The sequence below is a fragment of the Pseudonocardia sp. CA-142604 genome (assembly GCF_050948475.1).
In the GTDB taxonomy this organism is placed as follows: Bacteria; Actinomycetota; Actinomycetes; order Mycobacteriales; family Pseudonocardiaceae; genus Pseudonocardia; species Pseudonocardia alaniniphila.
In genome coordinates, this window is record NZ_CP192045.1 from 1,573,206 (window position 1) to 1,599,286 (window position 26,081).

General features: G+C 72.6%; 19 protein-coding genes. 12 read left to right on the top strand and 7 right to left on the bottom strand.

All coding sequences use genetic code 11. From position 1 onward, the window contains the following. The first annotated feature begins 62 nt into the window (after positions 1–62). Positions 63–1,247 (top strand): glycoside hydrolase family 3 N-terminal domain-containing protein, encoded by a 1,185-nt coding sequence (locus ACQPZQ_RS07260; protein WP_433293296.1) that lies wholly within the window; start codon positions 63–65, stop codon positions 1,245–1,247. 58 nt (positions 1,248–1,305) lie between these two features. Here the strand turns inward: ACQPZQ_RS07260 and ACQPZQ_RS07265 are convergent, their stop codons facing one another. After that, positions 1,306–7,008: a carboxyl transferase domain-containing protein gene (locus ACQPZQ_RS07265; protein ID WP_433293299.1), complete on the bottom strand. Its 5,703-nt coding sequence runs from the start codon at positions 7,006–7,008 to the stop codon at positions 1,306–1,308. Between the two features lie 165 nt (positions 7,009–7,173). Here ACQPZQ_RS07265 and ACQPZQ_RS07270 point away from each other — a divergent pair, with 165 nt between their 5' ends. Both ACQPZQ_RS07270 and ACQPZQ_RS07275 read left to right on the top strand, forming a co-directional pair. Then, the gene (locus tag ACQPZQ_RS07270; protein ID WP_433293301.1) at positions 7,174–8,028 is read left to right on the top strand and encodes an alpha/beta fold hydrolase; all 855 of its coding nucleotides are present in this window, start codon (positions 7,174–7,176) and stop codon (positions 8,026–8,028) included. Positions 8,029–8,072: 44 nt separating this feature from the next. Next, positions 8,073–8,447 (top strand): VOC family protein, encoded by a 375-nt coding sequence (locus ACQPZQ_RS07275; protein WP_433299056.1) that lies wholly within the window; start codon positions 8,073–8,075, stop codon positions 8,445–8,447. A 50-nt stretch (positions 8,448–8,497) separates the two neighbouring features. Here ACQPZQ_RS07275 and ACQPZQ_RS07280 read toward each other — a convergent pair whose 3' ends face one another. Further along, a complete protein-coding gene (locus tag ACQPZQ_RS07280) occupies positions 8,498–9,925 on the bottom strand; it encodes an MFS transporter (RefSeq protein ID WP_433293303.1) in 1,428 nt (475 codons plus the stop codon). Positions 9,926–10,199: 274 nt separating this feature from the next. Here ACQPZQ_RS07280 and ACQPZQ_RS07285 point away from each other — a divergent pair, with 274 nt between their 5' ends. The 9 genes from ACQPZQ_RS07285 to ACQPZQ_RS07325 all read left to right on the top strand — a co-directional run bounded on the left by ACQPZQ_RS07285 (position 10,200) and on the right by ACQPZQ_RS07325 (position 19,823). After that, positions 10,200–11,531: an ATP-dependent 6-phosphofructokinase gene (locus ACQPZQ_RS07285; RefSeq protein ID WP_433299058.1), complete on the top strand. Its 1,332-nt coding sequence runs from the start codon at positions 10,200–10,202 to the stop codon at positions 11,529–11,531. A gap of 116 nt (positions 11,532–11,647) precedes the next feature. Further along, complete coding sequence (locus ACQPZQ_RS07290) at positions 11,648–12,490, top strand: MBL fold metallo-hydrolase (protein WP_433293305.1); 843 nt, start codon at positions 11,648–11,650, stop codon at positions 12,488–12,490. Then, entirely contained in the window at positions 12,487–13,089 is a 603-nt protein-coding gene (locus ACQPZQ_RS07295) for a DedA family protein (protein ID WP_433293307.1), read from the top strand. Before ACQPZQ_RS07290 ends, ACQPZQ_RS07295 begins: the two co-directional genes overlap by 4 nt. 160 nt (positions 13,090–13,249) lie before the next feature. Continuing rightward, a complete protein-coding gene (locus tag ACQPZQ_RS07300; protein WP_433293309.1) occupies positions 13,250–15,424 on the top strand; it encodes a phage holin family protein in 2,175 nt (724 codons plus the stop codon). Between the two features lie 13 nt (positions 15,425–15,437). Beyond that, positions 15,438–16,172 (top strand): alpha/beta fold hydrolase, encoded by a 735-nt coding sequence (locus tag ACQPZQ_RS07305; RefSeq protein WP_433293311.1) that lies wholly within the window; start codon positions 15,438–15,440, stop codon positions 16,170–16,172. A 68-nt stretch (positions 16,173–16,240) separates the two neighbouring features. Next, positions 16,241–16,744 carry a MarR family winged helix-turn-helix transcriptional regulator gene (locus ACQPZQ_RS07310; RefSeq protein WP_433293313.1) on the top strand — a complete coding sequence of 168 codons (504 nt, stop codon included), beginning with the start codon at positions 16,241–16,243 and terminating at the stop codon, positions 16,742–16,744. Between the two features lie 74 nt (positions 16,745–16,818). Next, positions 16,819–18,225 (top strand): MFS transporter, encoded by a 1,407-nt coding sequence (locus tag ACQPZQ_RS07315; protein ID WP_433293315.1) that lies wholly within the window; start codon positions 16,819–16,821, stop codon positions 18,223–18,225. A gap of 11 nt (positions 18,226–18,236) precedes the next feature. Further along, positions 18,237–18,626 carry a PPOX class F420-dependent oxidoreductase gene (locus tag ACQPZQ_RS07320; RefSeq protein WP_433293317.1) on the top strand — a complete coding sequence of 130 codons (390 nt, stop codon included), beginning with the start codon at positions 18,237–18,239 and terminating at the stop codon, positions 18,624–18,626. Between the two features lie 39 nt (positions 18,627–18,665). After that, on the top strand, positions 18,666–19,823 hold the full coding sequence (locus ACQPZQ_RS07325) for a CaiB/BaiF CoA transferase family protein (protein WP_433293319.1): 1,158 nt from the start codon (positions 18,666–18,668) through the stop codon (positions 19,821–19,823). Between the two features lie 68 nt (positions 19,824–19,891). Here ACQPZQ_RS07325 and ACQPZQ_RS07330 read toward each other — a convergent pair whose 3' ends face one another. The 5 genes from ACQPZQ_RS07330 to ACQPZQ_RS07350 all read right to left on the bottom strand — a co-directional run bounded on the left by ACQPZQ_RS07330 (position 19,892) and on the right by ACQPZQ_RS07350 (position 26,018). Beyond that, the gene (locus ACQPZQ_RS07330) at positions 19,892–21,400 is read right to left on the bottom strand and encodes a S1C family serine protease (RefSeq protein WP_433293321.1); all 1,509 of its coding nucleotides are present in this window, start codon (positions 21,398–21,400) and stop codon (positions 19,892–19,894) included. Positions 21,401–21,488: 88 nt separating this feature from the next. Beyond that, complete coding sequence (locus tag ACQPZQ_RS07335; protein ID WP_433293323.1) at positions 21,489–22,907, bottom strand: glycoside hydrolase family 3 protein; 1,419 nt, start codon at positions 22,905–22,907, stop codon at positions 21,489–21,491. After that, entirely contained in the window at positions 22,904–23,734 is an 831-nt protein-coding gene (locus tag ACQPZQ_RS07340; RefSeq protein WP_433293325.1) for a carbohydrate ABC transporter permease, read from the bottom strand. Before ACQPZQ_RS07340 ends, ACQPZQ_RS07335 begins: the two co-directional genes overlap by 4 nt. Beyond that, a complete protein-coding gene (locus ACQPZQ_RS07345; RefSeq protein ID WP_433293327.1) occupies positions 23,731–24,714 on the bottom strand; it encodes a carbohydrate ABC transporter permease in 984 nt (327 codons plus the stop codon). Before ACQPZQ_RS07345 ends, ACQPZQ_RS07340 begins: the two co-directional genes overlap by 4 nt. Beyond that, positions 24,711–26,018 carry a sugar ABC transporter substrate-binding protein gene (locus ACQPZQ_RS07350; RefSeq protein WP_433293329.1) on the bottom strand — a complete coding sequence of 436 codons (1,308 nt, stop codon included), beginning with the start codon at positions 26,016–26,018 and terminating at the stop codon, positions 24,711–24,713. Before ACQPZQ_RS07350 ends, ACQPZQ_RS07345 begins: the two co-directional genes overlap by 4 nt. Positions 26,019–26,081 lie beyond the last annotated feature (63 nt).

A 26,081-nucleotide genomic window follows, 5' to 3' on the forward strand; every position in this document is an offset into this window, starting at 1 on the left:
GTGATTGGCCTCGCTGTCCCCCGCCCCCCGCGCGGCGGCTCGCGGGGGAAGGATGGCGTGCGATGTCGAGCCGATCACGCTTCTTCCTGCCCGCGAGGCCCGGGCGCTCCCGGGCCTGTTCCCTCGCCGCGCTGCTGGCGGCCACGATGGCCGCACTCACCGCGCTGCCCGCCGCCGCAGCACCGCCCGCCCCGGCGCCGCCGCTCACCGGCGCGAACCTGGGCGCGGACCGGCTGCCACGCTGCGCTGCCGTCGTCGACGCGATGAGCCCGCGGGACAAGCTCGCGCAGCGGCTCATGGTGGGCGTCGACGCCTCCGACCCGGCCACCACCGCCGAGACCGTGCGCGCCACGCAGGTGGGCGGCATCTTCGTCGGCGACAACCCCACCCAGCTGCTCACCAACCAGGCTCTGCGCGGTGTGCAGGCGATGGCCCGGATCCCGGTCGCCGTCTCCGTCGACGACGAGGGCGGGCGCGTGCAGCGCATCGACGCCCTGGACGGCAACATGCCGAGCGCACGGGTGATGGCCGCGCAGATGACGCCGGCGCAGGTGAAGGAGCAAGGCCTCCAGCGGGGTCGTGAGCAGCTCGCCCGCGGGATCACGATGGATCTCGCCCCGGTCGTCGACATGGGTAATCAGCCGGCGAACGCGGTGATCGGGGACCGCTCCTTCAGCACCGACCCCGACACGGTCGCGAAGTACGCGGCCGCCTTCGCCGAGGGCGAGCGCGAGGCGGGCGTGTTCACCGTGCTCAAGCACTTCCCCGGCCACGGCCGTGCTGTCGGCGACTCGCACAAGGGCAAGGCGACCACCCCGCCGCTCGACCAACTGCGGACCGACGACCTGCGTCCCTACGCCACCCTCCTGGGCCCTGGGGGCCCGCTCGCCGACGGCCGCACGGGCGTGCTCGTCGGGCACCTGGACGTGCCGGGGCTCACCACCGACCTGCCCGCCACGCTCACGCCCGCGGCCTACCACCTCCTGCGCACCGACTACGGGTTCGACGGTCTCGTGCTCACCGACGACCTGGGCGCCATGAAGGCCATCACCGACACCTTCGACCTGCCCACGGCCGTCGAACGAGCCCTGACTGCAGGTGCCGACATGGCGTTGTGGTCCAGCGGCGGACGCGTCACCCCGGTGCTGGACCGGCTGGAACAGGACCTGCAGGCGGGCCGCATCGACCCCGCGGCGAACGATGCCGCGGTGACGAGGGTGCTGAAGGCCAAGCAGGTCTGCTCCTGATCGGAGCGCCCCGTACGACTCGGCCCGTCGAGCGACGGGCCGAGTCGCCGGCTGCTCGCTAGCGGTGCGATCCCGTCTTCGCCATACCGCGCTGAACGGCGTCGGCGAGATAGGGGCGCAGGCGCGTGGGATCGATGATCGAGTGCACCGACCCGACCCGCTGTGCCCGCTCCACGCTGTGCGCGGTGTCGAACTCGTCGGCGACCTGCCCGAGCATCTCCGACCGCACGCCGGGACGCAGGGCCGCGAGCTCCGAGGTGAGCCGGGCGGCCTCGGACTCGGCGCCGGCCTGCCGGGCCTCCGCGATGCGCCCCTCGAGATCGGAGATGCGCCGGTCGGCGGCGGTCCGCTTGTTCACCTCGCCCGCGAACACGACCGCTGCGGCGGGCGCCCCGCCGAGCACCGATGCGTAGGACCCCTCGACGGCGGCGATCTCCATGCTGTCGTTCAGCGTTCCGGAGAACACGACGAACGCACCGCCGTGGTAGCGGGAGACCACGCAGAACACGATCGGGCCGTCGAAGTTGACCACGGCCCGGCCGATCTCGGCGCCGTACTCCAGCTGCAGCTGGCGCAACGACTCCGGTGACCCGTCGAAGCCGGAGAGGTTGGCCAGGATCACCAGCGGCCGGTTCCCGCTGGCCGCGTTGATCGCCCTGGCCGTCTTCTTCGACGACTTCGGGAACAGCGTGCCTGCCGTGAACGTCGTGGGCCCGTCCACCGGCGGGCGCCCGCGGCGGGGGAGCGGGCGCGACTCGATGCCGAGCAGCGCGATCGGCTGCCCGCCCAGGTGCGCGTCGAGCACCACGACGCCCTCGGCGTCGATCATGTCGACCCAGCGCTCCAGCGTCGGGTGGTCGGAGTCGGCCACCGCGTAGAGCAGCGAGCGGATGTCGAACGGCTTCTTGCGCCCCGGGTTGGCCGTGAACACCTCGCCCACGCTGGTGAAGTCGCAGCCGGGGCCGGAGTGCGGCGAGTCGCTGATGTCGCGATCCACCGGATCGGCCGTGAGTGCCGGGCGGGGGAACCGCTCGCCGGGCGCCCGGTAGGTGTGGGCGTAGTGCGTGAGCAGCACGTCCACCGCGCCGGACAGGTCCGGCGCCCAGTACTGGGCCTGCCCGTTCGGGCCCATGATCCGGTCGTAGCCGCCGATCCCGAAGTTGTCCTCGGCGCTCACGCCGCCCGAGTAGTCGAGGGACTGCTTGCCGGTGAGCACCATCGCGCTGTCCGGCGTCATCACGAGGATGCCCTTGGTGTGCATGAGCATCGTGGCCTCGGCGTTCCAGTACGGCTGGGCGCCCACGTTGATGCCCGTGACGACGACGTTGATCTCACCGCCGTCCTGCGTGAACTCGATGATCCCGCGCAGCACACGGGAGATCCAGTCCATGTTCTCCGTGCCGGAGTCCATCGCGATCTTGGCCCCGGCCGACACCGCGAACCACTCGATGGGCGCGTCGAAACGACGGGCCAGTTCGATCGCGGCGAGCACGCGCCGGCACTCCGGTTCGGCGAGCGCACCGAGCGCCTTGGTCGGGTCGCCGATCAGGACCACCCTCGTCATGCCCTCGGGGTAGCGCTGCGACGGGGTGGTGACCGTGCCGAGCACGATGTTGGCGGTATTGCCGCCGGGAGCGCGGTCGACCACGACCGGGGCACCGTCCGGATCCAGGTCGTACTCGGTGAACACCCCCCGCACGGCTTCGGCTGCTCGTGCGTCGGCACCGCGGCGGTCGGGATCGCGCAGCAGCATCGGGACCAGCTCGTACGGGTAGACCGCCCCGCGGCGGCGGGCCCGGATCACCTTCTGCGCGTAGGCGTCCAGCTCCCGCAGCGGAGCGGTCGGCGGCTCGGTGACCTGGACGGTGAGGCCGGCGCCCGGCGGGCGGGACATCCGCAGCAGGAGGTCGCGCGGCTCGTGGTCGCCGTCCCCGCCGGAGTGGCGGAACTGCACCAGCACCTGCTCCAGGCCGAGCCCCTCGGTGCGCGGGGCCAGCACCCGGATCACCGAGTCCACCTCGTCGACGGGCACCTCGACCACGGGCCAGACGTAGAGCAGCACCCGGTTCCAGTCCACCTTGGCGTCGCCGGGATCGGTGGCCCGGGCCGAGCGCATGGCGTCCAGGCAGGCGTCGAGCACGTGCTCCAGCTGCGGCAGCGCGCGAATGCGGCCCCGCTCGTCGCGCAGCACCGTCAACTCGCGTACGTCGGACAGCGCGATCAGCCTGCGGTCGCCGGGCACGTCCTTGCCGACGGCGCGGAAGAGGTGCACGTCGATCGGCGAGGGCAGCCTGGTCAGCTCGAACCCGGAGAGCCTCCAGAGGCCGAGCCGCTCGGCGACCATCGGGTGCAGCCCGCGCAGTGTGCGGTCCTCGACGGGGCGGCGGTCGGTGGGGTCGGGCCGAAACGTGAACCACGCCGAGCGCTCGTCGCCACCGGGCCTGCGCACCGCGACGGCCACACGCGCGAGCCGGTTGGGCAGCCTGCCCAGCATCGCGCTGATCTTCTCCGCGGAACGCTCGGGGTCGGCGTCCGGCGCCTCGCCTGCGATGACGTAGAGGTCGAGCAGCACGGTGCAGCTGTCCGGCAGCTGCGAGATGATCCGCCGCAGGTCGCCCTGCACGGCCATCGGATCGCCCGCGGGTGGGGCGTCCGGCGCGGTGTGCACCGTGGTGGCGAGCACGATCTGCTCGAGATGCGCTGCCTGGTCGGGGCCGAGGTCGTCGACCCGGTCGAGGGGTCGCGCGCCGTCCTTGAGGGAGTAGGCGGCGGTGAGCAGCGGACGCCCGCCGCGGTCCTCGAGCCGGACGTCGGTCAGCGTCCGCCCGCGGTAGTACCGCCGCGTCATCACCTCGAGCATCGCCGCGTGGTGCCGCTCGCCGAACACGCCGAGGATCGGTTCTGCTGCCGCGACGATCGTGTCGATCTGCCCCGCGCGCACGGCGGGGTCGTCGGACAGCCGGTCGAGCTCGGCGCGCACCTTGGCCTGGCCCGCCGCGCGCTCTGCGGCGATCACCGGCTCGTCGAAGCAGGTGTACCGAACGCGGCGGGCGAACCCGCCGACGACGGGGTGCCGCAGCTGGGTGGCGCGGACCAGGCGGTCGAGGGTGTGCTGGTACTCCTCACGCGTCGACTCCGGCAGCGAGCCGGGGTGCAGCAGCCGCCACTGCAGCAGCTCCAGCACCACCGGGACGTGGGCGGTGGCCCGGCGGTGGGCGAGGAACATCCGGTACAGCGCGCTGTTCAGGGCGTCGGCGGAGACCGGGGCGGCCGGCGTCAGGTCCGGCACGCCGTAGTGCGCGAGCGCGCGGCGCAGCTTCTCCCGGAACGACTCCGGCAGGCCCTCGGCGTCGGCGTCGCGGGAGCGCAGGTAGGCGTGCAGGAACTCCTGTGGGTTGCGGGCCTCCTCGCCGGCGGGGTCGATCTGCTGCGTCTCGTCCTCGGGGCCCCGGCGGTTGCGCGACAGCGCGCACAGGTCGGCGAAGATGCGCAGCACGGCCGTCTCGCCTGCGAGCACGCGGGCGTCGTCCGGGGGGAGCGCGTTCCGGGCCGAGGAGAGGGCCGCCAGCAGCGGGCGGGCGTCGCGCTCGTCGATGTCGAAGCCGAGCACGAGGAACCGCAGCGACATCAGCGCATCCGCGGCCACGGCGGCGGCGTCGGCCCCGACCGCGGGCGGCCCGGCCAGCCCGGAGAGGTCGGCGCGCTCACCGTCGCCCGCGCCCGCCGCGTCGGCGTCGGGTTCCAGGCGGACGAGCTTCGTGCCGCCCTCCACCTGCGTGTTCGGGGCGACGAGAATCTCGCAGACCCGTCCGGCCACGGGCGCGCGCAGGGCCGTCTCGAGCTTCATGCTCTCCACGACCGCCACGACGTCACCCGCCTCGACGACGTCGCCGGGCTTGATCGGGATCGAGACCACCATCGCGGGCGCCGGCGCGCGGACCAGGCCGGCCTCGCCGCCGGAGATGCGGTGCACCGCCCCGTCGACCTCGACGAGGTAGTCGGAGCCCTGCGGCACCGAGAGCACCGCGAACGTCTGCCCGGCGACCGTGAGCTTGCGCTCGAAGCGTCCGGTGCGCTCGGCGTCGACGTCCACGACGTGGCCGTCGAGCTCCACGCGGTAGCGGTTGCCCCGGGCCTGGGCCACGCGCAGCCGGTAGGACTGGCCCGCAGCGCGCACGTCCACCTGGTGCCAGGTCTCGTGCCCCACCTCGGGGCGGCCGCGCTCGGCGGAGGCGAAGAGCCGGTCGCGCTGGCGTGCCACGTGCGCGTCCTGCGCCTCGACGGCCGTGGCGAGCAGTGCGACGTCGAGCCGTCGCGGCGGGGAGTAGCCGTTCGCCATCATGGCGTCGAGCCAGGTGGTGTCGGTGTCGCCGGAGAGGATCTCGGGACGGTCCAGCAGGTCGAGCAGGAACGCCTTGTTGGTGGTGCCGCCGTCGATCACGGCGGCGGTCTGGCGCAGCGCCCGGGACAGCCGGGCCCGCGCCTCGCCCCGGTCGCGGCCCCACGCGATCACCTTGGCGATCATCGAGTCGAACTGCGGCGGGATCAGGTCGCCGGAGCAGACGCCGGTGTCCACCCGGATCCCGGGCCCGCTGGGCAGGGCCAGGTGCTCGATGCGCCCCGGGGCCGGTGCGAAGCCCTGCTCCGGGTCCTCCGCCGTCAGCCGCGCCTCGATCGCGTGCCCACGGGCGGGCGGGGCCTCCGGCGCGATGTCGGCGAGCCTGCCGCCCGCGGCGACGTGCAGCTGCAGCTTGACGATGTCCATGCCCGTGGTGGCCTCGGTGACCGGGTGCTCCACCTGCAGGCGCGTGTTGACCTCGAGGAACGACAGCAGCCGCTCCCCGGGCTCGTAGAGGAACTCGACGGTGCCGGCGTTCACGTAGCCCGCCGCCCGGACGAGCTCGGCCGCCGACGCGCGCAGGATCTCCTCCTGCTCCGCGTCGAGCGCGGTGGAGGCGGACTCCTCGATCACCTTCTGGTTGCGCCGCTGTACCGAGCAGTCGCGGACCCCGAGCGTCCACACGTCGCCGTCGGCGTCGGCGACCACCTGCACCTCGACGTGCCGCCCGCCGCGGATCGCGCGCTCGAGGAAGACCGTGGCATCTCCCGCCGTCTTCGACGCCTCGGAGCTCGCCCGCTCGAAGGCCTCCTCGAGCTGCTCGGGCGAGTCGACGCGGCGGATGCCGCGGCCACCACCACCGGCGGTGGCCTTGACCATCAGCGGGTAGCCGATCCGCTCCGCGTGCTCCCGCGCGGCGGCGACGTCGGCCACGGCGCCGCCGCTCCACGCGGCCAGCGGCACGCCGACCTCCTCGGCCAGCTTCTTCGCGGCGATCTTGTCGCCGAGCCGCTCCATCACCTCGGGCGACGGGCCGATGAACACGATGCCCAGCTCGCGGCACAGGCGTGCGAAGTCGGCCTTCTCCGACACGAAGCCCCAGCCCGGCCACACCGCGTCGGCCCGCGCCTCCCGCAGCGCACGCTCCAGCTCCGCGTGATCGAGGTACGGGCTCGCGGCGAAGGCCTGGTCCGGATCGTCCGGCCCGATCAACACCGCCTCATCGGCCTCGCGGACGAACATCGCGTGCCGGTCCACCGCCGTGTACAGCGCGATCGTGCGCAGCTCCCGCCGGTCGCCTAGGGATTCGGGAGATCCGGGTGATGAGACCTCGGCGTTCCACTCGCGTACCGCATTGATCAACCGCATTGCCGGTTCCCCGCGGTTGACGATGACGACCCGGTGGAACGACTGATCCGTCACATCTGCTCACTCTCGTCACTGGTGCCACGGCCCCTCCCGCGGCAGTACCGGCGGGGACCGTAGCGCCTGGAACTCCCGGCCCGGGCCCACCCAACTCGACCTCCCGCTGTCGCACAACCGACGAGCGGGTAACCCCCCGAGTGAGCGGCATTGCATGATGCTCGTGTGCTGACGGTGACCCACGGTGACCTGACCTTCGACGTTCACGAGCGCGGTTCGGCCGATGGTGTCCCGGTTCTTCTGCTGCACGGATTCCCACAGCGTGGCACGGCATGGGACGCCGTCGCGGACCGGCTCGCCTCGGCAGGCTTCCGGACGCTCGCCCCCGACCAGCGCGGCTATTCGCCGTGCGCCCGCCCGCGGGGCAGGCGTGCCTACCGGATGTCCGGCCTCGTCGGCGACGCGCTGGCCGTCATCGACTCGCTGGTCGGCCCGGCGGGCCGCGTGCACCTCGTCGGGCACGACTGGGGCGCCGCGGTCGCCTGGTCGCTGGCGGCGCGCCACCCCGGCCGCGTCCGTTCGCTCAACGCCATCTCGGTGCCGCCGCCCGGCGTGTACGTCCGCTCGCTGTTCACCACCAGGCAGGCGCTCGCGTCCTGGTACATCTACGCACTGCAGCTTCCGCTCCTGCCGGAGCGTTTCCTCGGGGCGGGCGGGCGCCCGTTCTCCCCGAGGCTCGTGGCCGCCCTGCAGCGCTCCGGCCAGTCCCGGCCCGCCGCGGAACGGGACGCGGCCGTGCTCGCCGACCCGGGGGCGCTGACCGCCGCGATCAATTGGTACCGAGCCCTGCTGACCGGCCCCTTCTCCGACGACACCCCGCCCGTGCAGGTGCCCACCCTGTTCGTGTGGAGCGACGGCGACACGGCCATCACCCGGCAGTCCACGGAGCTGACGCACACCGAGGTCGCCGGGCCCTTCCGCTACGTCGAGATGCGGGGCGTGAGCCACTGGATCCTGGAGGAAGCGCCCGATCAGCTCGCCGACCTCCTTCTCGAGCAGTTCCGGGAGCATCCGGGCTGACGTGCGTTAGGGTCGTCCGCCATGGCCTGTGACCGGTGGTGCTGATGGAGGTCCTCGCCTCCCGGGTGCTCCTGCACCCGGTCGACCTGGAGCGAAGCCTGCACTTCTACCGGGACGTGCTCGGGCTCGCCATCTTCAGGGAGTTCCCCGGTGGCACCGTGTTCTTCCTCGGAGGCGGTTATCTGGAGCTTTCCGGGAGCGCGCAGGAACCGGCGGGCGAGGCGATCGCGCTCTGGCTGCAGGTGCGCGACCTGGCCGCCGCGCACCGAGAGCTTGCCGCCCACGTGGTCCGTGAACCGCGCCAGGAGCCCTGGGGCTTGCACGAGATGTGGATCACCGACCCCGACGGCACCCGGATCGTGCTGGTGCAGGTCCCGGCCGACCACCCGATCCGCCGGGACTCCCGGCACCACCGGTAGCCCGAACTCCCGGCGGGATGGTCCCGTGACGCGGTTCCGGCGCGACCGCGTCAGGCCCGTGCTGCCGCTGCCACCGGCTCCGGGGCCACCGTGCCGGCCTGCCTCGCCGGCGTGACGGCGGCGATCACGGCCCCGCCCACTGCTGCGACCGCCGCAGCGAGGAACACCACCGTGTACGCGGCGGCCGAGGGCAGCACCTGTCCGTCCACCGCCATGGTCAGGCTGGTGGTGACAGCGGCGACGACCGCGCTGCAGGAGGAGGTGCCGAGCATGCGCATCAGCGTGTTGAGGCTGTTGGCCGCCGCGGTCTCGGACGCGGGTACCGCGTCCATGATGAGCAGCGGCAGCGCCGAGTAGGCGAGCGCGGCCCCGATGGCCGTGACGGTGGACGCCGCCATCACCAGCGGGATCGATCCTGGCAGCGTCGCCATCGCGACGTTCCCGATGGCGAGCACGGACGTGCCGAGCACCAGCGTGGTGCGGGCGCCCCGGCGGCGCGACACACGTGCCGAGACCGGCGAGAAGATCGTCATGGCCCCGCCGATCGGGAGCAGCACCACACCGGCGGCGACGAGGGAGAGCCCGAATCCGTAGCCGCTCGCTGTGGGGGCCTGCAGCACCTGCGTGGTCAGGAGGAAGCCCGCGAACATCCCGAAGCCGATGAGGACCGATGCGATGTTCGTCCACAGGACTGTGGGCCTGGCCGAGACGCGCAGGTCCACCAGCGGCGATCGCACCCGCAGCTCGAGCCGGCCCCAGGCCGCGAACAGCACCACGGCCACGGCCAGCAGGCCGAGCACGCGCGGGCTGTTCCAGCCCCATTCGGCGCCCTTCGAGATCGCGAGCAGCACGCAGACCAGCGCGAGGCCGAGCCCGACGGCTCCCGGGAGGTCGAAGCGGCCGCCGGAGCGCTGCGGCGACTCCCGCACCATCGCGCGGACCAGGAAGAACTGCAGCGCGCTCAGCACCGCTGCCGCCCCGAAGAGCCACCGCCAGCTCGCCTGCTGCGCGACGAGGCCGGTGATCGGGAGGCTGATCGCTCCTCCGATGCCGAGCGAGGAGCTCATCAGGGCGATCCCGCTTCCGACGCGCTCGGGGGGCAGCAGGTCGCGCATGATGCTGATCCCCAGCGCGATCACGCCCATCGCGGCGCCCTGCAGCGCGCGGGCCGCGATCAGCACGCCGATGTTCGGTGCGAGTGCGCCCAGCGTCGATCCGGCGGTCACCATCGCGAGCGCCACGAGCATCAGGCGCCGCTTCCCGTACATGTCCCCGAGCCTGCCGAGCACGGGCGCGCACACCGCGCCTGCGACCAGCGTGGCCGTGACGAGCCATCCCACCGTGGCGGGGGAGGCCGAGAGCAGCCGCGGGAACTGCGGCAGGAGCGGCACCACGAGGGTCTGCATCACCGAGACCGCCAGCCCACACGATGCGAGAACGCCGATCACGAGTGCCGGGCGGGCTGACGGTGCGACCACCTGTCCACATGAGCACGCGATCGTTGCCATAAGCAAGCTTTTTGCCCCGATCCGGGAGGAACATCACGTCGATGCAGATCAGTCCGGATCGTCCCTGCGGAAGTGTCGGGAGCGCCGGTACCGACTAGCCACCGCCCCGGAGGACGCGGCATCCTGGAACGGTCAAGAAGACCAGCGTCCCCGGTGCCGCGGCGTGGTCGTCCCGTCGATCAGGGGAGCGCTCGTGAGCACTGCCTTCTCCTCCTCCGGCGACCAGCAGGGCACCGTCGTCGAGCTGTCGCGCATCCGTCCCACACCCGACCTGTCCATCACCAGCCTCGGCGCGTGCCGGATCACCTCGCCGATGGCGCCACTGCTGGACGCCCGCCAGACCACCGAGCACTACGTCGACGAGCTGGACCGCGTGCTGCTCGACGACACCCTCGCCGGCATCAGCTCCCGCGGGGTGCCGGCCGCTGAGCTGCCCGGGATGGAGCCCTGCGGGCCGCGGCGGAAGATCTTCTTCGACCCGTCGAAGACCCGGGCCGCGATCGTCACGTGCGGCGGTCTGTGTCCCGGCCTGAACGACGTGATCGCCGGGCTCGTCCGCACACTGACCTACCACTACCGCGTGCGCCGCGTGGTGGGCATCCGCAACGGCTACCAGGGCTTCGTCGCCGACTACGGGCACGACGTCGTCGAGCTGACCCCGGAATCCGTGCGGGACATCGCCACCGACGGCGGCACGGTGCTCGGCACGTCCCGCGGGCCGCAGGACCCCGAGGAAATCGTCGACTGCCTGGAGCGGCTGCACATCAACGTGCTGTTCGTCGTGGGCGGGGACGGCTCGATGCGCGGGGCGATGGAGATCGCGCGCACCGTGGCCGAGCGCGGCCTGCTGATCGCCGTGGTGGGCATTCCGAAGACCATCGACAACGACATCCCCTACATCGACCAGAGCTTCGGCTTCCAGACCGCCTTCAGCCTCGCGAGCGACGCCATCCGCGCCGCGCAGGTGGAGGCGAAGTCCACGGCCAACGGGATCGGGCTGGTCAAGCTCATGGGCCGGCACTCCGGCTTCATCGCCTGCTACGCCGCGCTGGCCCGCAGCGGCGCCGACGCCGTCCTGATCCCCGAGGTGCCCTTCGCGCTCGACGGCGATGAAGGGCTGCTCGCGCACCTGCGCCGCCGCGTTGCGGAGCGGGGGCACGCCGTCGTCGTGGTGGCCGAGGGGGCGGGGCAGGAACTGCTCCCGGACGCGGGCGCGGGGAGCGACGCCTCCGGCAACGCCCGCCTGCAGGACATCGGGCCCTACCTGCGGCGGCGGATCGGCGACCACTTCGCCGACGCCGGGGTGGAGACCTCCATCCGCTACATCGACCCGAGCTACGCCATCCGCAGCGTGCCGGCCAATCCCTACGACTCCGTCTACTGCGTGCGCCTCTCGCAGGCGGCCGTGCACGCGGCGATGTCGGGGCGCACGGCGATGGTGGTGGGCCGCTACCGGCGCCGGTTCGTCCACATCCCGATGGGGGTGGCGGTGAGCCGGCGCAACCAGGTCGACCCCCACGGCGACCTGTGGATGGCGGTGCTGGAGTCCACGGGGCAACCCGTCCGCTTCGGCTGACCGTCATGATCGCCGCGAGATCCGGGAATCGGCCCCGGCGGGGGCGCAAACCCCGACCTCGCGACGATCTTCACCTCGCGAGGCGGGGTCGGCGGCTCGCCCGCGATACTGATCCGGTGCGCGGCCTGGCTATGCGGTTCCTCGGTCACTCCACGGTGAGGATGGAGCTGGCCGGCCGGGTGGTGCTCACCGATCCCGTCCTGACGCGGGGGATCGGGCCGCTACGACGGGTCGGAGGGCCGACCCCGGCGCCGGGCGACCTCGACGACGTCGACCTCGTCCTGATCTCCCACCTGCACGGCGACCACCTACACCTGCCGTCGCTGCGCCGGTTGCCGCGCAGCGCGCGGGTGGTGGTCCCGCGGGGTGCCGGCGACTGGCTGCGCGGGCGCGGGATCGCCCGGGTCGAGGAGCTCGCCCCCGGCGAGGACCTCGAGGACGGCGACCTGCGGGTGACCGGCGTGCCGGCCGTGCACAGCGGGCACCGCTGGGGACCCCGTTCCACGCGTGGTCCGCAGGCACTGGCCATGGGCCACATGCTGACGAGCCGGGACGTGCGGGTCTACGCGGCGGGCGACACGGACCTGTTCCCCGGCATGGCCGAGCTCGCCGGGCCCACGTTGGACGTCGCGCTGCTGCCGGTGTGGGGGTGGGGGCCGACGCTCGGTCCCGGCCACCTCGACCCGGCTCGCGCCGCCGCGGCGGTGCAGATGCTGCGCCCCCGCGTGGCGGTGCCGGTGCACTGGGGCACCCTGGCCGTCGCCGGCCTGGTGGGGGCCCCTGGGCGCGCCGGTGCGCGGATGCGCCGGCTGCTCGTCGAGCCGCCGAGGACGTTCGCCGACGCGGTGACGGCCACGGGCGAGGCCACCTGCGTGGCGATCACCGAGCCGGGCGCCACGGTCGCCCTTCCGCACCCGTCGTCGCTGCCCGGCACGCCGCCGGCACCGGATGCGCGGTGATCGCGCTGGCGGGCGGTTTCACGGACCCTTCTGCGATCGGCTATCCCGCCGTCTTCGGCGGAGTTCTGCTCGGCTCGCTGGTGCCCGTCGTGCCGACCGGCGCGGTGGTCGGAGCCGCGGCCGCGATCGCGACGACCACGGATCACCTGTCGCTTCCGATCGTCGTGCTGCTGGCCACGGTGGGGGCGTTGCTCGGTGATCTGGCGACGTTCGGCGTGGCCAGGGTCGGCAGCGATGCGGCGCTGCGCTGGGTGGCACGGGGCCAGCCGCCGGAGCGTCTCGCCGCCGCCCGCACGCGGTTCGCCACACGGGGCTGGCAGCTCGTCGTGGTGGGCAGGCTCGTGCCGGCCGGGCGGATCCCGGTGCTGCTCGCCGCGGGCACGCTGGGCTACCCGTGGCGCCGGCTGGTGCCGGCCGCGGTGGCGGCGTGCCTGCTGTGGGCGATCGCGTACGCCGCGCTGGGGATCGTCAGCGGCGGGCTGTTCGACAACCCGTTGATCGCGACGCTCCTGGCGGCGCTGCTCGTGCTGGTGGTCGGAGGCCTCAGCTCGCTGGTGGCCACGTACGTACGGCGCAGGCGCCGGGAAGCGGACCGATGAGCGAGCTTGCGAGTGAATCATCGATACAGCGCGAGCTTGCGAGTGAATCATCGATACAGCGCGAGCTTGCGAGTGAATCATCGATACAGCGCGAGCTTGCGAGTGAATCATCGATACAGCGCCTTCGCGCAGCGCCGACCGAGCGCAGCGAGGGCGAGCGATGAGCGGGGGAGCGCAGACCGGGGCGCGGAACGGTGCCGGACGGCTGCTGCGGGGCGGGCGGGTCGCCGCGCGGGTGCTTCTCGTCTGGGTGCTGGTGGCGGCGGCGCTGCGGCTGCTCGACGTGTGGCTGTCCGGCTTCTCGATGGCGGACTGGTGGCAGCCGACGGTGTGCGCGCTGCTGTTCGGGGTGCTCAGCGGGGTGGTGTGGCCGCTGATCCTGCGGGTCGCGCTGCCGATCGCGGTGTTCACGCTGGGGATCGGGTCGTTCCTGCTGCTCGGCGCCGGGGTGCTGGCGATCTCCTTCGCCGTGCCGGGTGTGGTGATCGCCGACTTCGAGACGGCGGTGGTCGTCGCGGTCGCGGTGTCCGCTCTCGGAGCGCTCGGGTCGAGCCTGCTGGCGCTCGACGAGGACGAGCTGTTCTTCCGCCGGGCCGCGCGGCGCAGGGCGCGCCGGGGTACGGGCGGGGACGCCGAGATGCCGCCCGGCGTGCTGTTCCTGCAGGTCGACGGGCTGGGCATGGACACGGTGCGCCGCGCGGTGCGTGACGGGGACATGCCGACCTTCGCGCGCTGGCTGGCCGACGGGAGCCACCGGCTCACCGACTGGCACACGGATTGGAGCTCCCAGACCGGCGCGAGCGTCTGCGGCATCCTGCACGGCGACAACTCCGACATCCTCGGGTTCCGCTGGTACGAGAAGGACCGCGACCATGTCATGGCGTGCTCGCATCCCGAGGACGCCGCCGAGATCGAGCGGCGCCACTCCGACGGCGGTGGGCTGCTCAGCGTCGACGGCGCAGGCCACGGCAACCTCTTCACCGGCGACGCCGAGCACGTGAGCCTGACGATGAGCGCGCTGCCGCTCCTGGCCGGGGCGGCCCGCCGGCGCCGCGGGTCGGACGGGGTGGGGGCCGGCTACTACGCCTACTTCGCGAACCCGGCCAACACGCTCCGGACGCTCGCCGGTGCGCTGGTCGACGTCGTCCGCGAGATCTCCGCGTCCACCCGGCAGCGGCGCGCGGGCGTGCTGCCGCGCGTGAACCGGGGCGGTTTCTATCCGTTCGCGCGCAGCGCCACCACGGTGATCGTCCGCGATGTGGTCGTCTCGGCGATCATCGAGGACATGCTCGCCGGCCGGGCCGTGGTCTACGCCGACTTCCTCGGGTACGACGAGGTGGCCCACCACTCGGGCGTGGAGCGGTTCGACGCGCTCGCGGTGCTCCGCGCGATCGACCAGCAGATCGGCAGGCTGCACCGGGCCACCCAGCTCGCACCGCGCCGGTACCACATCGTGGCGCTGTCGGACCACGGCCAGACGCAGGGCTGGGCGTTCACGCACCGGTTCGGGGAGTCGGTCGAGGCGCTGGTCGGGCGCCTGTGCGGGGCTCCCCAGCCGGAGCCGCGCCGCGGCGTGAACTCGGATGCCCGCAGGCCTGCGGAGGGTTGGCAGGTGGGCGCGGCCCTGGCCGCGGCGTCCACGGGCAGCGGGCCGATCGCACGCAGGCTCCGGGCGCGCGTGGAGCGGACGGGCTCGGAGGCCGACCGGCCGCGGACCGTGAGCGGTGCGCCCGGTGCGGTCACCCGCGTCGCGCCCGGTGTGGTCGTGGTCGCCTCGGGCCACGTGGCGATGGTGTCGTTCACCGAGCACGAAGGCCGGGTCGGGCTGGAGACGATCGAGCGCGAGTTCCCCGACCTGCTGCCGTCCCTCGTCGACCACCCGGGGGTCGGCTTCCTGCTGGTGCGCAGCGCGGAGTTCGGGCCGGTGGTGCTCGGCCGCGACGGAGTGCACCGGCTGGCCACCGGACGGGTGATCGGCGAGGACCCGCTCGATGGCTACGGGCCGCACGCCGCCGACCTCGTCCGGCGCGTGGACGAGTTCGACCACTGCCCCGACATCATGATCAACAGTCGCTACGACCCCGTCACGGGCGACGCCTCACCGTTCGAACCGCACGTCGGCTCGCACGGGGGGATGGGCGGCCCGCAGTCGAGGGGTTTCCTGATCCATCCCGCGGAGCTGCCGGCGCCCGGGGAGATCGTGGGCGCGGAGGCGCTGCACCGGGTGCTGCGCGGCTGGCTGACCCATCTCGGGCATCCGGAGCCCGCGGTCGGCGTGTCGGCGACGCGCGGCGTGGCCGTGGACGACGTCGCACATCGCTCGCAGGTTCCCTGACAGACTGTCGGTCATGAGCGAGGCCGCGGGCGATCAGGCAGCACATCGCGATCCCTTCGTGCTGGTGCACGGCGCCGGCCACGGCGGATGGTGCTGGGTGCGGGTCGCGCGCCTGCTCCGCGCGGCGGGCCACGAGGTCTTCACGCCGACGCTCACAGGCCTGGGTGAGCGGGCCCACCTGCTGACCGAGGACGTCGGTCCGGCCACGATGGTGCAGGACATCGTCGCGGTGCTGGAGAACGAGGAACTGCGCGACGTCGTGCTGGTCGGGCACAGCTTCGGCGCGCTGGTCGCGCTGGGCGTCGCCGACCGGGTGCCGCACCGGCTGCGCCGGATCGTCCTGCTCGACGGGCTGGTGGTGGAACCGGGCGCGTCCGGGTTCGACGGTGTGCCTCCCGACGTGATCGAGGAGCGCGTCGCGTCGGCGAAGGCGTCGCCGACCGGGCTGGCGTTCGGGCCGTCGCCTGCCACCGTGTTCGGCCTGTCCGATCCCGACGACCTGGCGTGGGTGGACCGGCGGCTCACCCCGCATCCGCTGCGGTCCTACACTGAGTCGTTCGGGCTGCGCGACCCGCTGGGCAAAGGAGTGCCGATCACCTACATCCGCTGCACCGACCCGCCCTTCCACACGCTTCTCGCGGGCCAGGCGATCGCGCGCCGGGAAGGCTGGGAGTGGCGGGAGATCGCCACCGGGCACGACGCGATGATCACCGCACCGGAGGCGACGGCCGCCGAGCTGCTGCGCTGACCACTGCTTCGGTCTGGATCGTTCCGCTACGGGATGATCCCATGACAGAACATCGATACCATCGCTGCATGGTCCAGCGGAGCAACGACGAGATCCGTGGCGATCTCAGCTACCTCTTCGACAAGGCGAGCCAGGCGCTCGCCGCTCGGATGACCACTGCGCTCGCCGATCTCGACATCACGCCGCGGGACTACTGCGTGCTCACCAAGGCGGCGCCCGGCGAGCTGACCCAGGGCGAGTTGGCGGAGATCGCACTGCTCGACAAGACGACCATGGTCGTCACGATGGACAACCTCGAGGGTGCCGGTCTGGCCCGGCGCACGCCCTGCCCCGAGGACCGCAGGGCGCGGATCGTGCAGACCACCGACTCGGGCCGGGAGGTCGTCGGCAAGGCTCGCACGGTGATCGACGGGGTTTACGAGGACGTGCTCGCCGTCCTGCCCGAGAAGCAGCGCGCCGCCTTCCTGGACGCCTTGGTCGCGCTGGTCGGGGCCGACGGCCCCCTGTCCGCCGTGGAGCCCACTCCGAACACGCCCCGGCGGCGGTCCCAGCGTTCGTCCCGAAGCTCATGATGCCGATCTAGATAGTCTAGAAAAAAACTATCTGTTACGGTCCCTCCTGGTTCACGATCCAGGAGGTTCCCGACATGACGTCACTCGGCACGCAACGCGCCGAACGCACGACCCGCTCCCGCTGGGCTGCCCTCACGGTCCTGTGCGCGGGCATGCTCATGATCATTCTCGACGGCACCATCGTCAGCGTGGCGCTTCCGGCGGTGCAGGCCGACCTGGGCTTCACCGCCTCCGGCCTGGCCTGGACCGTCAACGCCTACCTCGTTCCCCTGGGAGGGCTGCTCCTGCTCGCCGGCAAGCTCGGCGACCTCCTGGGCAGGCGCCGGATGCTCGTCTCCGGCCTCGTGCTCTTCGTCCTCGCCTCGCTGCTCTGCGGGCTCGCCACCGGCGCCGGGATGCTCGTCGCGGCCCGGTTCCTGCAAGGGGTGGCCGCGGCGATGGCGTCGGCCGTGGTGCTCGGCATGATCGTCGGGCTCTTTCCCGAGCCGGCGGAGCGGGCGAAGGCGATGGGCGTGTACGCGTTCGTGGGCGCGGCGGGGGCGTCGATCGGAACGCTGCTCGGCGGCGTGCTCACCGAGACGGTCGGCTGGCGCTGGATCTTCCTCGTCAACGTGCCGATCGGGCTGGTCGCCGCGTTGCTGTCGATGCGCCTCATCGAGCGGGACCGCCCGATCAGCGGTGCTGCGCGGCCCGATGTGCTGGGTGGTGCGCTCGTGACGGCCGGGCTGATGCTCGCGGTGTTCGCGATCGTCGACGAGTCGGGGTCCGGGATGCGGCTCGGTCTCGGCGTGCTGGCAGCGGCACTGCTCGCCGGGTTCGTCGTCCGCCAGCGGGTGGCCGCGGAGCCACTCGTGCGGCTCGGCATCTTCCGTTCGCGCGCGGTGTCCGGCGGCAACCTCGTCCAGATGCTCATGGTCGCCGGCATGCTGGGCTTCCAGTTCACGGCGACGCTGTACCTGCAGCGCGCCCTCGGCTACCCACCGGCGCAGACCGGCCTGGCGATCCTGCCGATCCCGGTGACGATCGCGGTGGTCTCGCTCGCCTGGTCGGGACGGCTGATCGGGCGGTTCGGGCCGCGCGCGGTGCTGCTCACCGGCGAGGTGCTTCTCGTGGCAGGCCTGCTGCTGCTGACCCGTGATCCGGTCGGCAGCTACGTGACGGACGTGCTGCCGTCGATGCTGGTGCTCGGTGTCGGCGCCGGGCTCAGCCTCCCGGCCGTGACGACCGTGATGATGTCCGACGCCACGCCCGCCGACGCCGGACTGGCCTCGGGGCTCGCCAACACCAGCCAGCAGGTGGGCGGTGCGCTGGGCATCGCGGCGCTGGCCGCGCTCGCCACCGCTCGTACCGACGGGGCGACGGCCGCCGGTGCTCCGCTGCAGGAGGCTCTCGCGGCCGGCTACCACCTGGCCTTCGCGGTCGCCGCGGCCTCCGTGGCCGTCTCCGCGCTGATCGCACTGACCGTGCTGAACAAGAAGTGAGGTCGTTTCCCATGACGTTCGACGACGAGACGCGCGCGTTGCTGGACGGGCGGAACTTCGCCACGGTCGCGACGCTGAACGTGGACGGCGATCCGCACACGTCGGTGGTCTGGATCATGAGGGACGGCGACACCGTGCTGTTCTCCGTGACGGCGGCGCGCCGGAAGGCACGCAACCTCGCCCACGACCCGCGGATCAGCCTCACCGTCTTCGACACCGCGAACCCTTACCGGTCCATCGACATCGCAGGCACAGCGGAGCTCGTCGCGGATCCGGAGAAGGCGCTGCCACGCAGGCTCTCGCATAAGTACCTCGGTGAGGACCCGCCTGCTGAGCCCGACACGGTGCGCCGGCTGATCGTCCGCGTCACGCCGCGCAAGGTCACCGGCTTCTCGGTGTGACGACGGGGGCACGCCGCGTCGCTGGCATAGGGTCGGTGCGTGCTCGATGAGGACCAGCCGGCAACCGGCCCCCTGGCCGGCGTGGTCGTCGCCGACTTCTCCCGCATTCTCGCCGGCCCCTACGCCACGATGCTGCTCGCCGATCTCGGTGCCACGGTGATCAAGGTGGAAGGCCCGGGCACGGGCGACGACACGCGGACGTGGGTGCCACCCAGGTCGGCCGACGGCACGGCCACCTACTACCTGGCGATCAACCGGGGCAAGCGCTCCATCGTGCTCGACCTCGCCGACCCTGCCGACCTCGACGTGGCACAGCGGCTCGCCGCGCGCGCCGACGTGATGATCGAGAACTTCAAGCCGGGCGGTCTGGCGCGGTTCGGGCTCGACCACGAGACCGTGGCGGCGGGGAACCCGCGGATCATCTACTGCTCGATCTCCGGCTTCGGCACCGCCGCCGGGGCCGCGCTGCCGGGTTACGACCTGCTGGTGCAGGCCACGTCCGGGCTGATGAGTCTCACGGGATCCGCCGACGGTCCGCCCTACCGCGCCGGGGTGGCCGTGTTCGACGTGATCACCGGGCTGCACGCAGCAGTCGCGATCCTTGCCGCGCTGCAACACCGCGAGCGAACCGGCGAGGGGCAGAAGCTGGAGACGAACCTGCTCTCCGCCGCGCTGTCGGGGCTGGTCAACCAGACGTCGGCGGTGCTGACCGGCGACGTCGTGCCCGGGCGGCTCGGCAACGCCCACCTGAGCCTGTTCCCCTACGAGCCGCTCCCCACCGGCGACGGCGAGCTGATCGTCATCGCGGCGAACGACGGTCAGTTCCGCAGGCTCGCGATCGCGATCGGTGCGCCCGAGCTGCTCGAGGACCCCCGCTTCGGGTCGATGGGGGACCGCAACGCCCACCGCGACGAGCTACGTCCGCTGCTGCTGGCCCGCCTCGCCACCAAGTCGGCGCAGGAGTGGTTCGACATCCTCGCGCCTGCCGGGGTGCCGTGCGGCCCGATCAACACCATCGACGACGGGCTGGCCCTCGCCGAGCGGCTCGGGCTCGACCCCGTGGTGGCACCCGGTGGCGTCCCGAGCGTCCGCAACCCTGTGACGTACTCCGCCACCCCACCGTCCTACCGCCTGCCGCCACCCGCGCTCGGCGCCCACGGGGCCGAGATCCGCGACTGGCTGCTCGGCAGCTCCTGACACCCCACACACAGCGACGCCACCTCCACGCAGCCGCGTGAAGGTGGCGTCGCGCTGGAGTGCTCCGGTCAGTTGCCGAAGGGGTTGTCGTCGCCCCCGCCGTTGCCTCCGCCGCCGTTGCCGTTCCCGCCGCCGTTGCCGCCGAAGGGGTTCCCACCGAAGGGGTTCTGGCCACCGAAGGGGTTCTGGTTGCCGCCCTCGTTCTGCCCGCCGGCGGTGGTGGGGCTCTTGTCGGGCTGGCTGCCCAGCGTCACGTTGACGGTGCGGGTGCTGCCGCTGCCGTTGGAGATCGTGAGCGGCACCTGCTGGCCGGGGGCGTAGGAGCCGATCCGGGCGATGAGATCGGCGAAGTCCTGGACCTGGGCGCTGCCGACCTTGGTGACGACGTCACCGGCGGCGATCCCCGCCTGCGCGGCCGGTGAGTCGGCCTGCACGGCGGCGATCGGTGCGCCCCCGCTGGCGCCCGACGCCGTGGCCGACGCGTTGCCCTGCACGCCGAGCACCGGCTTGGTCGCCGTGCCGGTGTTGATGAGCTCCTGCGCCACGCGCTTGGCCTGGTCGACGGGGATCGCGAAGCCCAGGCCGACGCTGCCCTCGCTCTGCCCGCCGCCGGTCGCGATGGCGGAGTTGATGCCGATGACCTGGCCGTCGAGGTTCACGAGCGGGCCGCCGGAGTTGCCCGGGTTGATCGGGGCGTCGGTCTGTAGGCCGTTGTAGACGACGCCGGTCCCGTTCTCGCCCTGCACCTGGACGGTGCGGTTGAAGGCGCTGACGATGCCGGTGGTGACGGTGCCGGTCAGGCCCTGCGGCGACCCGATCGCGACGACCTGCTGGCCCACCTGCAGGCTCGAGCTCTGGCCGAGCGTGGCCGGGGTGAGACCGGAGACGCCCTGGAGCTTGATCACGGCGAGGTCGTAGCTCGGCGCGGTGCCGACCACCGTGGCGTTGTGCTGGCTGCCGTCGGCGAGCGTCACGACGATCTGCCCGGTGGAGCCCGCCACGACGTGGTTGTTCGTGAGCACATCGCCGTCGGCGGTGAGGATCACGCCGCTGCCCTCGGCCGAGCCCTGAGGAAGCTCGACGCGGATGTCGACCGTGCTGGGCATGGCCTTCTGGGCGGCCGCAGCCACCGTGCCCGGTGTGGCGTTGGTGGACGCGGGGCTGGCGGGGGAGGAGGTGAGGATGGTGTTGACCGGGTGGCTCCCCGTGAGGGCATAGGCCCCGCCGAAGGCTGCCCCGCCACCGACGAGTCCGGCGATCAACGCGGCCGCGACGATGCCGACCATCGCGCGCGGCTTGCGCGGCTGGTGTCCCGGCGTGGGCGGCGGCGGGCCGTAGGGGAAGCCACTGTTCGGCGGCGGGTATGCGGCCGTGGAGTGCTGATACGGGTTGCCCGCCGGCTGCTCAGCGCCCGCGTAGTTCGATCCCATGCTGTTCGCTCCCACGGGGCTCGGTCCCATGGCAGGTACGGTGTTCTCCGGACCGGGCGCGTACGACTGCGCGGGGTGCTGGTCGGTGCGGGGGCCATCGGTCGAGGCGCTCGCGTCCCGGCCCTGCTCCCTCTGCTCGTCGCTCATGAGAACGACGATGCGCCCGGAACCTGGGAACTGCCTGAGGAGTGTCTGGGAAACCGCACGAAAATCCCGCCGGTCACCCCTGCTCTCCTCACCTTCCCATCAGCAGTTCTGCAGCGACATCGGCCTGCGCACGCCCGTCGCCCCACACCGTCACGGATGGGGCCGAGGGCCGCCAGCGGTCCGGCATCCCGACATGGACGACCACCGCGTCGGGCCGGGCGTCGCGCACGGCGTCCAGCGCCGCCGACGGGCCGGCGACGACGGCGACGAGCGGCTTCCCGGCATCGGGAAGGTCCCGCCCGCCCGCGGTGACCCCCGGGTCGTGCAGGCGCAGTGCCGCAGCCAGCCACGGCTCCCGGCGCCGCCCGGCCGCCACGTTCGCCGGACCCGTGAGATCGAGCAGATGCGGAGCCGCCCCGACCCGCACGTCCCCGCGCACCTCCACGACGCGCCGGACGATCTGCCTGCCGAGGTCGTCGGCGGGGCCGTCCGCCGCGATCCTGGCCCCGCGCACCCACTCCGCCAGTTGCGCCACCCGCCGCCCCGCATCGGCGATACGGGGCCGGGTGAGCGTGCCGTCGGCCAGCGCGGCGAGCAGGGCGTGGCGTACCTCGAGGTAGACGGCTTCGTCGTCGTAGCCGTTGGCGGGATTGCCGATGCACACGAGGTCGACGCCCGCCGCCACCGCGGCGACTGCACCCGCCCCGCGTCCGACGGTGCCCGCGATGGCTTCCATGTCGACGGCGTCGCTGATCACCACGCCCTCGAAAGCGAGCTCGCGGCGCAGCAGCCCGAGCACTGCCGCGCTCATCGTGGCCGGTCGGTCGTCCAGGGCCGGGAACAGCACGTGTGCGGTGAGCACGCAGCGCACCCCGGCCTCGACGGCCGCCGCGAACGGGGGCAGGTCGCGCGACCGCAGCGTCGCCAGGTCGGCGTCGACCACGGGGAGCGCCCGGTGCGAGTCGACGGTGGTGGAGCCGTGGCCGGGGAAGTGCTTCGCCGTGGCCGCCGTGCCTGCGCCCTGCAGCCCCCGCACGAACGCCCCGGTGTGCCGCGCCACCAGGTCCGGGGTGGCTCCGAAGGACCGGATGCCGATCACCGGGTTCTCCGGCTCGTCGTTGACGTCGACCACCGGCGCGAGTGCGATGTCCACGCCCGCCGCCCGGCACTGACGGCCCATCGCCGCGGCGACCGCCTCCGTCACGCCGATGTCGTCGAGGCGGCCCAGCGCGACGGCGCCCGGCCAGGACGAACCGTCGCGGTGGTCGAGCCGGGTGACGGACCCGCCCTCCTCGTCGGACGCCACGAGCATCCCGGCGCGCCGGTCGTGCAGAGCGGTGGTGAGCTCGGTGAACGCCGGTCCGACGTTCGAGGCGAAGACGCACACGCCCGCGAGCCCGCCGTCGACGGCTCGCGCGAGCCAGTCGGGCACCGTCTCGCCGCTGAATCCGGGCATCAGCACGGCGTCGACCAGCCGCCCGTCCGTGCCGGCCGCTCCGGGGGTCACCCCTTCACCGCCCCGGCCACGAGCCCGTCGGTCAGCCTCTTCTGCGCGATCACGAAGAACACCATGACGGGCACCGTGATCAGTGTGGAGGCTGCCATCACCGCGCCCCAGTCGGTGCCGTACTGCCCGAAGAAGCGGCGCAGCCCGACGGCGACGGTGTAGTTGTCCTGGTTGGCCATGAACGTCAGGGCGAAGATGAACTCGTTCCACGCCGTGATGAAGGAGAACACGCTCGTGGCCACGAGGCCCGGGGCGACCAGTGGCAGCAGAACGGACCAGAACATCCGCCCCCACGACGCCCCGTCGAGGTAGGCCGCTTCCTCCAGTTCCACGGGCACCGCGGCGACGAACCCGCGCAGCGTCCAGATCGCGAACGGCAGGGAGAACGCGAGGTAGACGACGACGAGCCCGAGCAGCGTGTCGAGCGCCCCGAGGCTCCGCGCCTGGATGAAGAGCGGGATGACCAGCGCCTCCACCGGCACCATCTGGATGATCAGGATCATCACCAGCACCGATGTGCGGAACCGGAAGCGGAACCGGGAGACGGCAACGGCCGCCAGCAGCGCGAGCAGGGCGCCGGCGAGCACGGTGCCGAGCCCCACGAGCAGCGAGTTCATGAGATACCGGCCGAAGCCGCCCTCACCGATCACGAACGTGAAGTTCTCGAGCGTCCACTCCTGCGGCCACAGTGAACGCGACCCCGCGTTCGCCCGCCCGTTGAGCGCCGTTGCGACCATGAGCCAGACCGGGAAGAGCGTGAAGACGAGCACCGCGGCCACCCCGAGCCCGCGCAGCGCACGTCTCATCGGTGAGGCATGACCCGTCACAGCTCCTCCTCACGGAACAGCAGCCGCAGATAGCCCACGGTGATGATCAGCAGCAGCGCGGTGAGCACCACGGCGATCGCCGCGCCGAGCCCGTAGCGGTTCTGGGCGAACGACTCGACGTAGGACCATGTGCCGAGGTTCAGCACGTCGCGGTTGACGCCGTCGCCGCCGGGCATCAGGTAGATCTGGGTGAACACCTTGAAGTCCCAGATCGTCGACAGCACCGTCACCACGGCGAAGACCGGTCGCAGCATCGGGAAGGTGACCGACCAGAAGCGCCGCCACGCGCCCGCGCCGTCCACGATCGCGGCCTCGGTCACCTCCTGCGGCACGGTGAGCAGCCCGGCGAGCACGGTGAGCGCCACGAACGGGAAGCCGTGGTGCACGACGTTGAGGGCGGCCACCGTGTAGAAGGAGAAGCGGGAGGCGAACGGGTTGGTGGTGGCGGCGTCGGCCAGGCCGAGTGCGTCGAGGACCTGCACCGCGAGCCCGTCGCCCGGGGTGAACAGGAACACCCAGACGTAGGTTCCGGTGACGGCCGGCACGGCCCAGGCCAGCATGATCGCCGTGGTGACGACGCCACGGGTGAACGGGCGCAGCCGGGCCAGCAGCAGCGCCACGAGGGTGCCGACCACCACCGTCAGCGCCACCGCCACCACCGCGAACACCACGGTGTTGGGCAGGACCGTGCGCCACAGGTCGCCGTTGCCGAGCAGCTCGACGTAGTTGTCGAAGCCGACCCAGCTGGTGCGGCCGGACACGAGCTGCCGCAGGCCGAAGTCCTGCAGCGAGATCACCACGACCTGCACCAGCGGGTAGAGCAGCAGCCCGCCCATCACGAGCAGAGCGGGCGCGAGCAGCAGCCAGGGCCGGGCAGCCCGGGCGCCGGTGTGGCGGGAGCGTCGGGGGCGCGGGCCGGCGGTGGCCGTCCCGCGTCCCGGACGGGTGCGCTCCCGGAGCGTCGTCACGACGTCGGTCACGCTCCGCCGGCGAAGATCTGGTTCATCTCCGCGGTGGCGGACGAGGTGGCCTGGTCGACGGGCGTGCCGTTGAGGATTGCGGCCATCATCGCCTGGACCGTCTTCTTGCCCTGGACCTGCCCGTAGAGCGGAGTCACCGGCACGCTGCGGCCGGCCTCCACCATCTGCTTCGCGAACGGTGCCACGAGCGGATCGGACGACTGCGCGGCCTCCTGCAGCAGCGCGGTGGTACCGGGGAAGAAGCTCGACTCCGTGCCCCACTTCGCGGCGAAGTCACCGGTGCTCATCAGCTGCACGAGCTGCCAGGCGAGGTCCTGGTTGGGGCTGGCCTCGAAGATCGACAGGTGCGAGCCGCCCAGGAACGACGGGGCGAGGCCGCCGGTGGGACCGGGGATCGGGAACGCGCCGATCTTGCCCTGGAGGTCCGGCGCTGCCTCGAGGATCGCCTTCGGCGTCCAGCTCCCCGAGATGATCATCGCGGCCTGGCCCTTGGCGAACGCGTCCTGCAGGTCGGTCTCCTTCCAGGTGGCCGCGGCAGGAGTGGAGAGCCCGTGCTTCAGCGCGAGGTCGGCGTAGAACTGGATGCCCTGGCGCGCCTGGGGTGTGTCGAGGGTGCTCGTCCAGTTGCCGCCGTTCTGGGTGGCGATCTCACCGCCCGCTCCCCAGATGAAGGGGTAGACGCCGTACTCGTTGTCCCCGGCCACCGGGAACGGGACCATGTCCGGGCGGGCGGCCTTGATCTTCTCTCCCGCCGCAGCCAGCTCGTCCCACGTGGTCGGCGGGGTGACGCCGGCCTCGGTGAAGACGTCGGTGCGGTAGACGATCGACCGGACGCCCGCGTACCAGGGCATCCCGTAGAGGGCGTCGCCGACGGTGCCGGCCTCGGTCAGGCCCGTGACCAGGCCGTCGGACAGGCCCGCCTGCTGGACCCGCCCGGTGAGGTCGGCCAGCGCGCCCGCGTCGCCGAACTCGCCGGTCCAGGTGGTGCCGACCTCGGCCACGTCGGGCGTGGTGCCTCCGGCGATCGCGGTGACGAACTTGTCGTGGGCCGACGCCCATGGCACGTACTGAACGTCGAGCGTGGCGCCGGTCTGGTTGCGGAAGGCGGTGGACAGCTCGTCGAAGAAGGGGCGGGCGTCGGGGTTGGTGCCTTCCATGATCCAGACGGTGAGGGTGCGATCGCCGCCCGCGTCGGCAGCCTCGCCGCCCCCTGAACCGCCGCAGGCGGTGAGAGCCAGCGCCGAGGCGGCGAGGAGGGCAGCGACGCGGACGGTGCTACGCCGCGCCCCCCGGGATCCGGGCATCGACCACATGGGTTCCCCTTCCGATGGGTGCAGCAGAGCAGACCGCTCATTGAGACCAGAGGT

Coding starts and splice junctions, on each gene's coding strand:
- ACQPZQ_RS07260 (WP_433293296.1), top strand. CDS start 63: ATGTCGAGCCGATCACGCTTCTTCCTGCCCGCGAGGCCCGGGCGCTCC.
- ACQPZQ_RS07275 (WP_433299056.1), top strand. CDS start 8,073: ATGGAGGTCCTCGCCTCCCGGGTGCTCCTGCACCCGGTCGACCTGGAG.
- ACQPZQ_RS07300 (WP_433293309.1), top strand. CDS start 13,250: ATGAGCGGGGGAGCGCAGACCGGGGCGCGGAACGGTGCCGGACGGCTG.
- ACQPZQ_RS07305 (WP_433293311.1), top strand. CDS start 15,438: ATGAGCGAGGCCGCGGGCGATCAGGCAGCACATCGCGATCCCTTCGTG.
- ACQPZQ_RS07310 (WP_433293313.1), top strand. CDS start 16,241: ATGGTCCAGCGGAGCAACGACGAGATCCGTGGCGATCTCAGCTACCTC.
- ACQPZQ_RS07315 (WP_433293315.1), top strand. CDS start 16,819: ATGACGTCACTCGGCACGCAACGCGCCGAACGCACGACCCGCTCCCGC.
- ACQPZQ_RS07320 (WP_433293317.1), top strand. CDS start 18,237: ATGACGTTCGACGACGAGACGCGCGCGTTGCTGGACGGGCGGAACTTC.
- ACQPZQ_RS07330 (WP_433293321.1), bottom strand. CDS start 21,400: ATGAGCGACGAGCAGAGGGAGCAGGGCCGGGACGCGAGCGCCTCGACC.
- ACQPZQ_RS07350 (WP_433293329.1), bottom strand. CDS start 26,018: ATGCCCGGATCCCGGGGGGCGCGGCGTAGCACCGTCCGCGTCGCTGCC.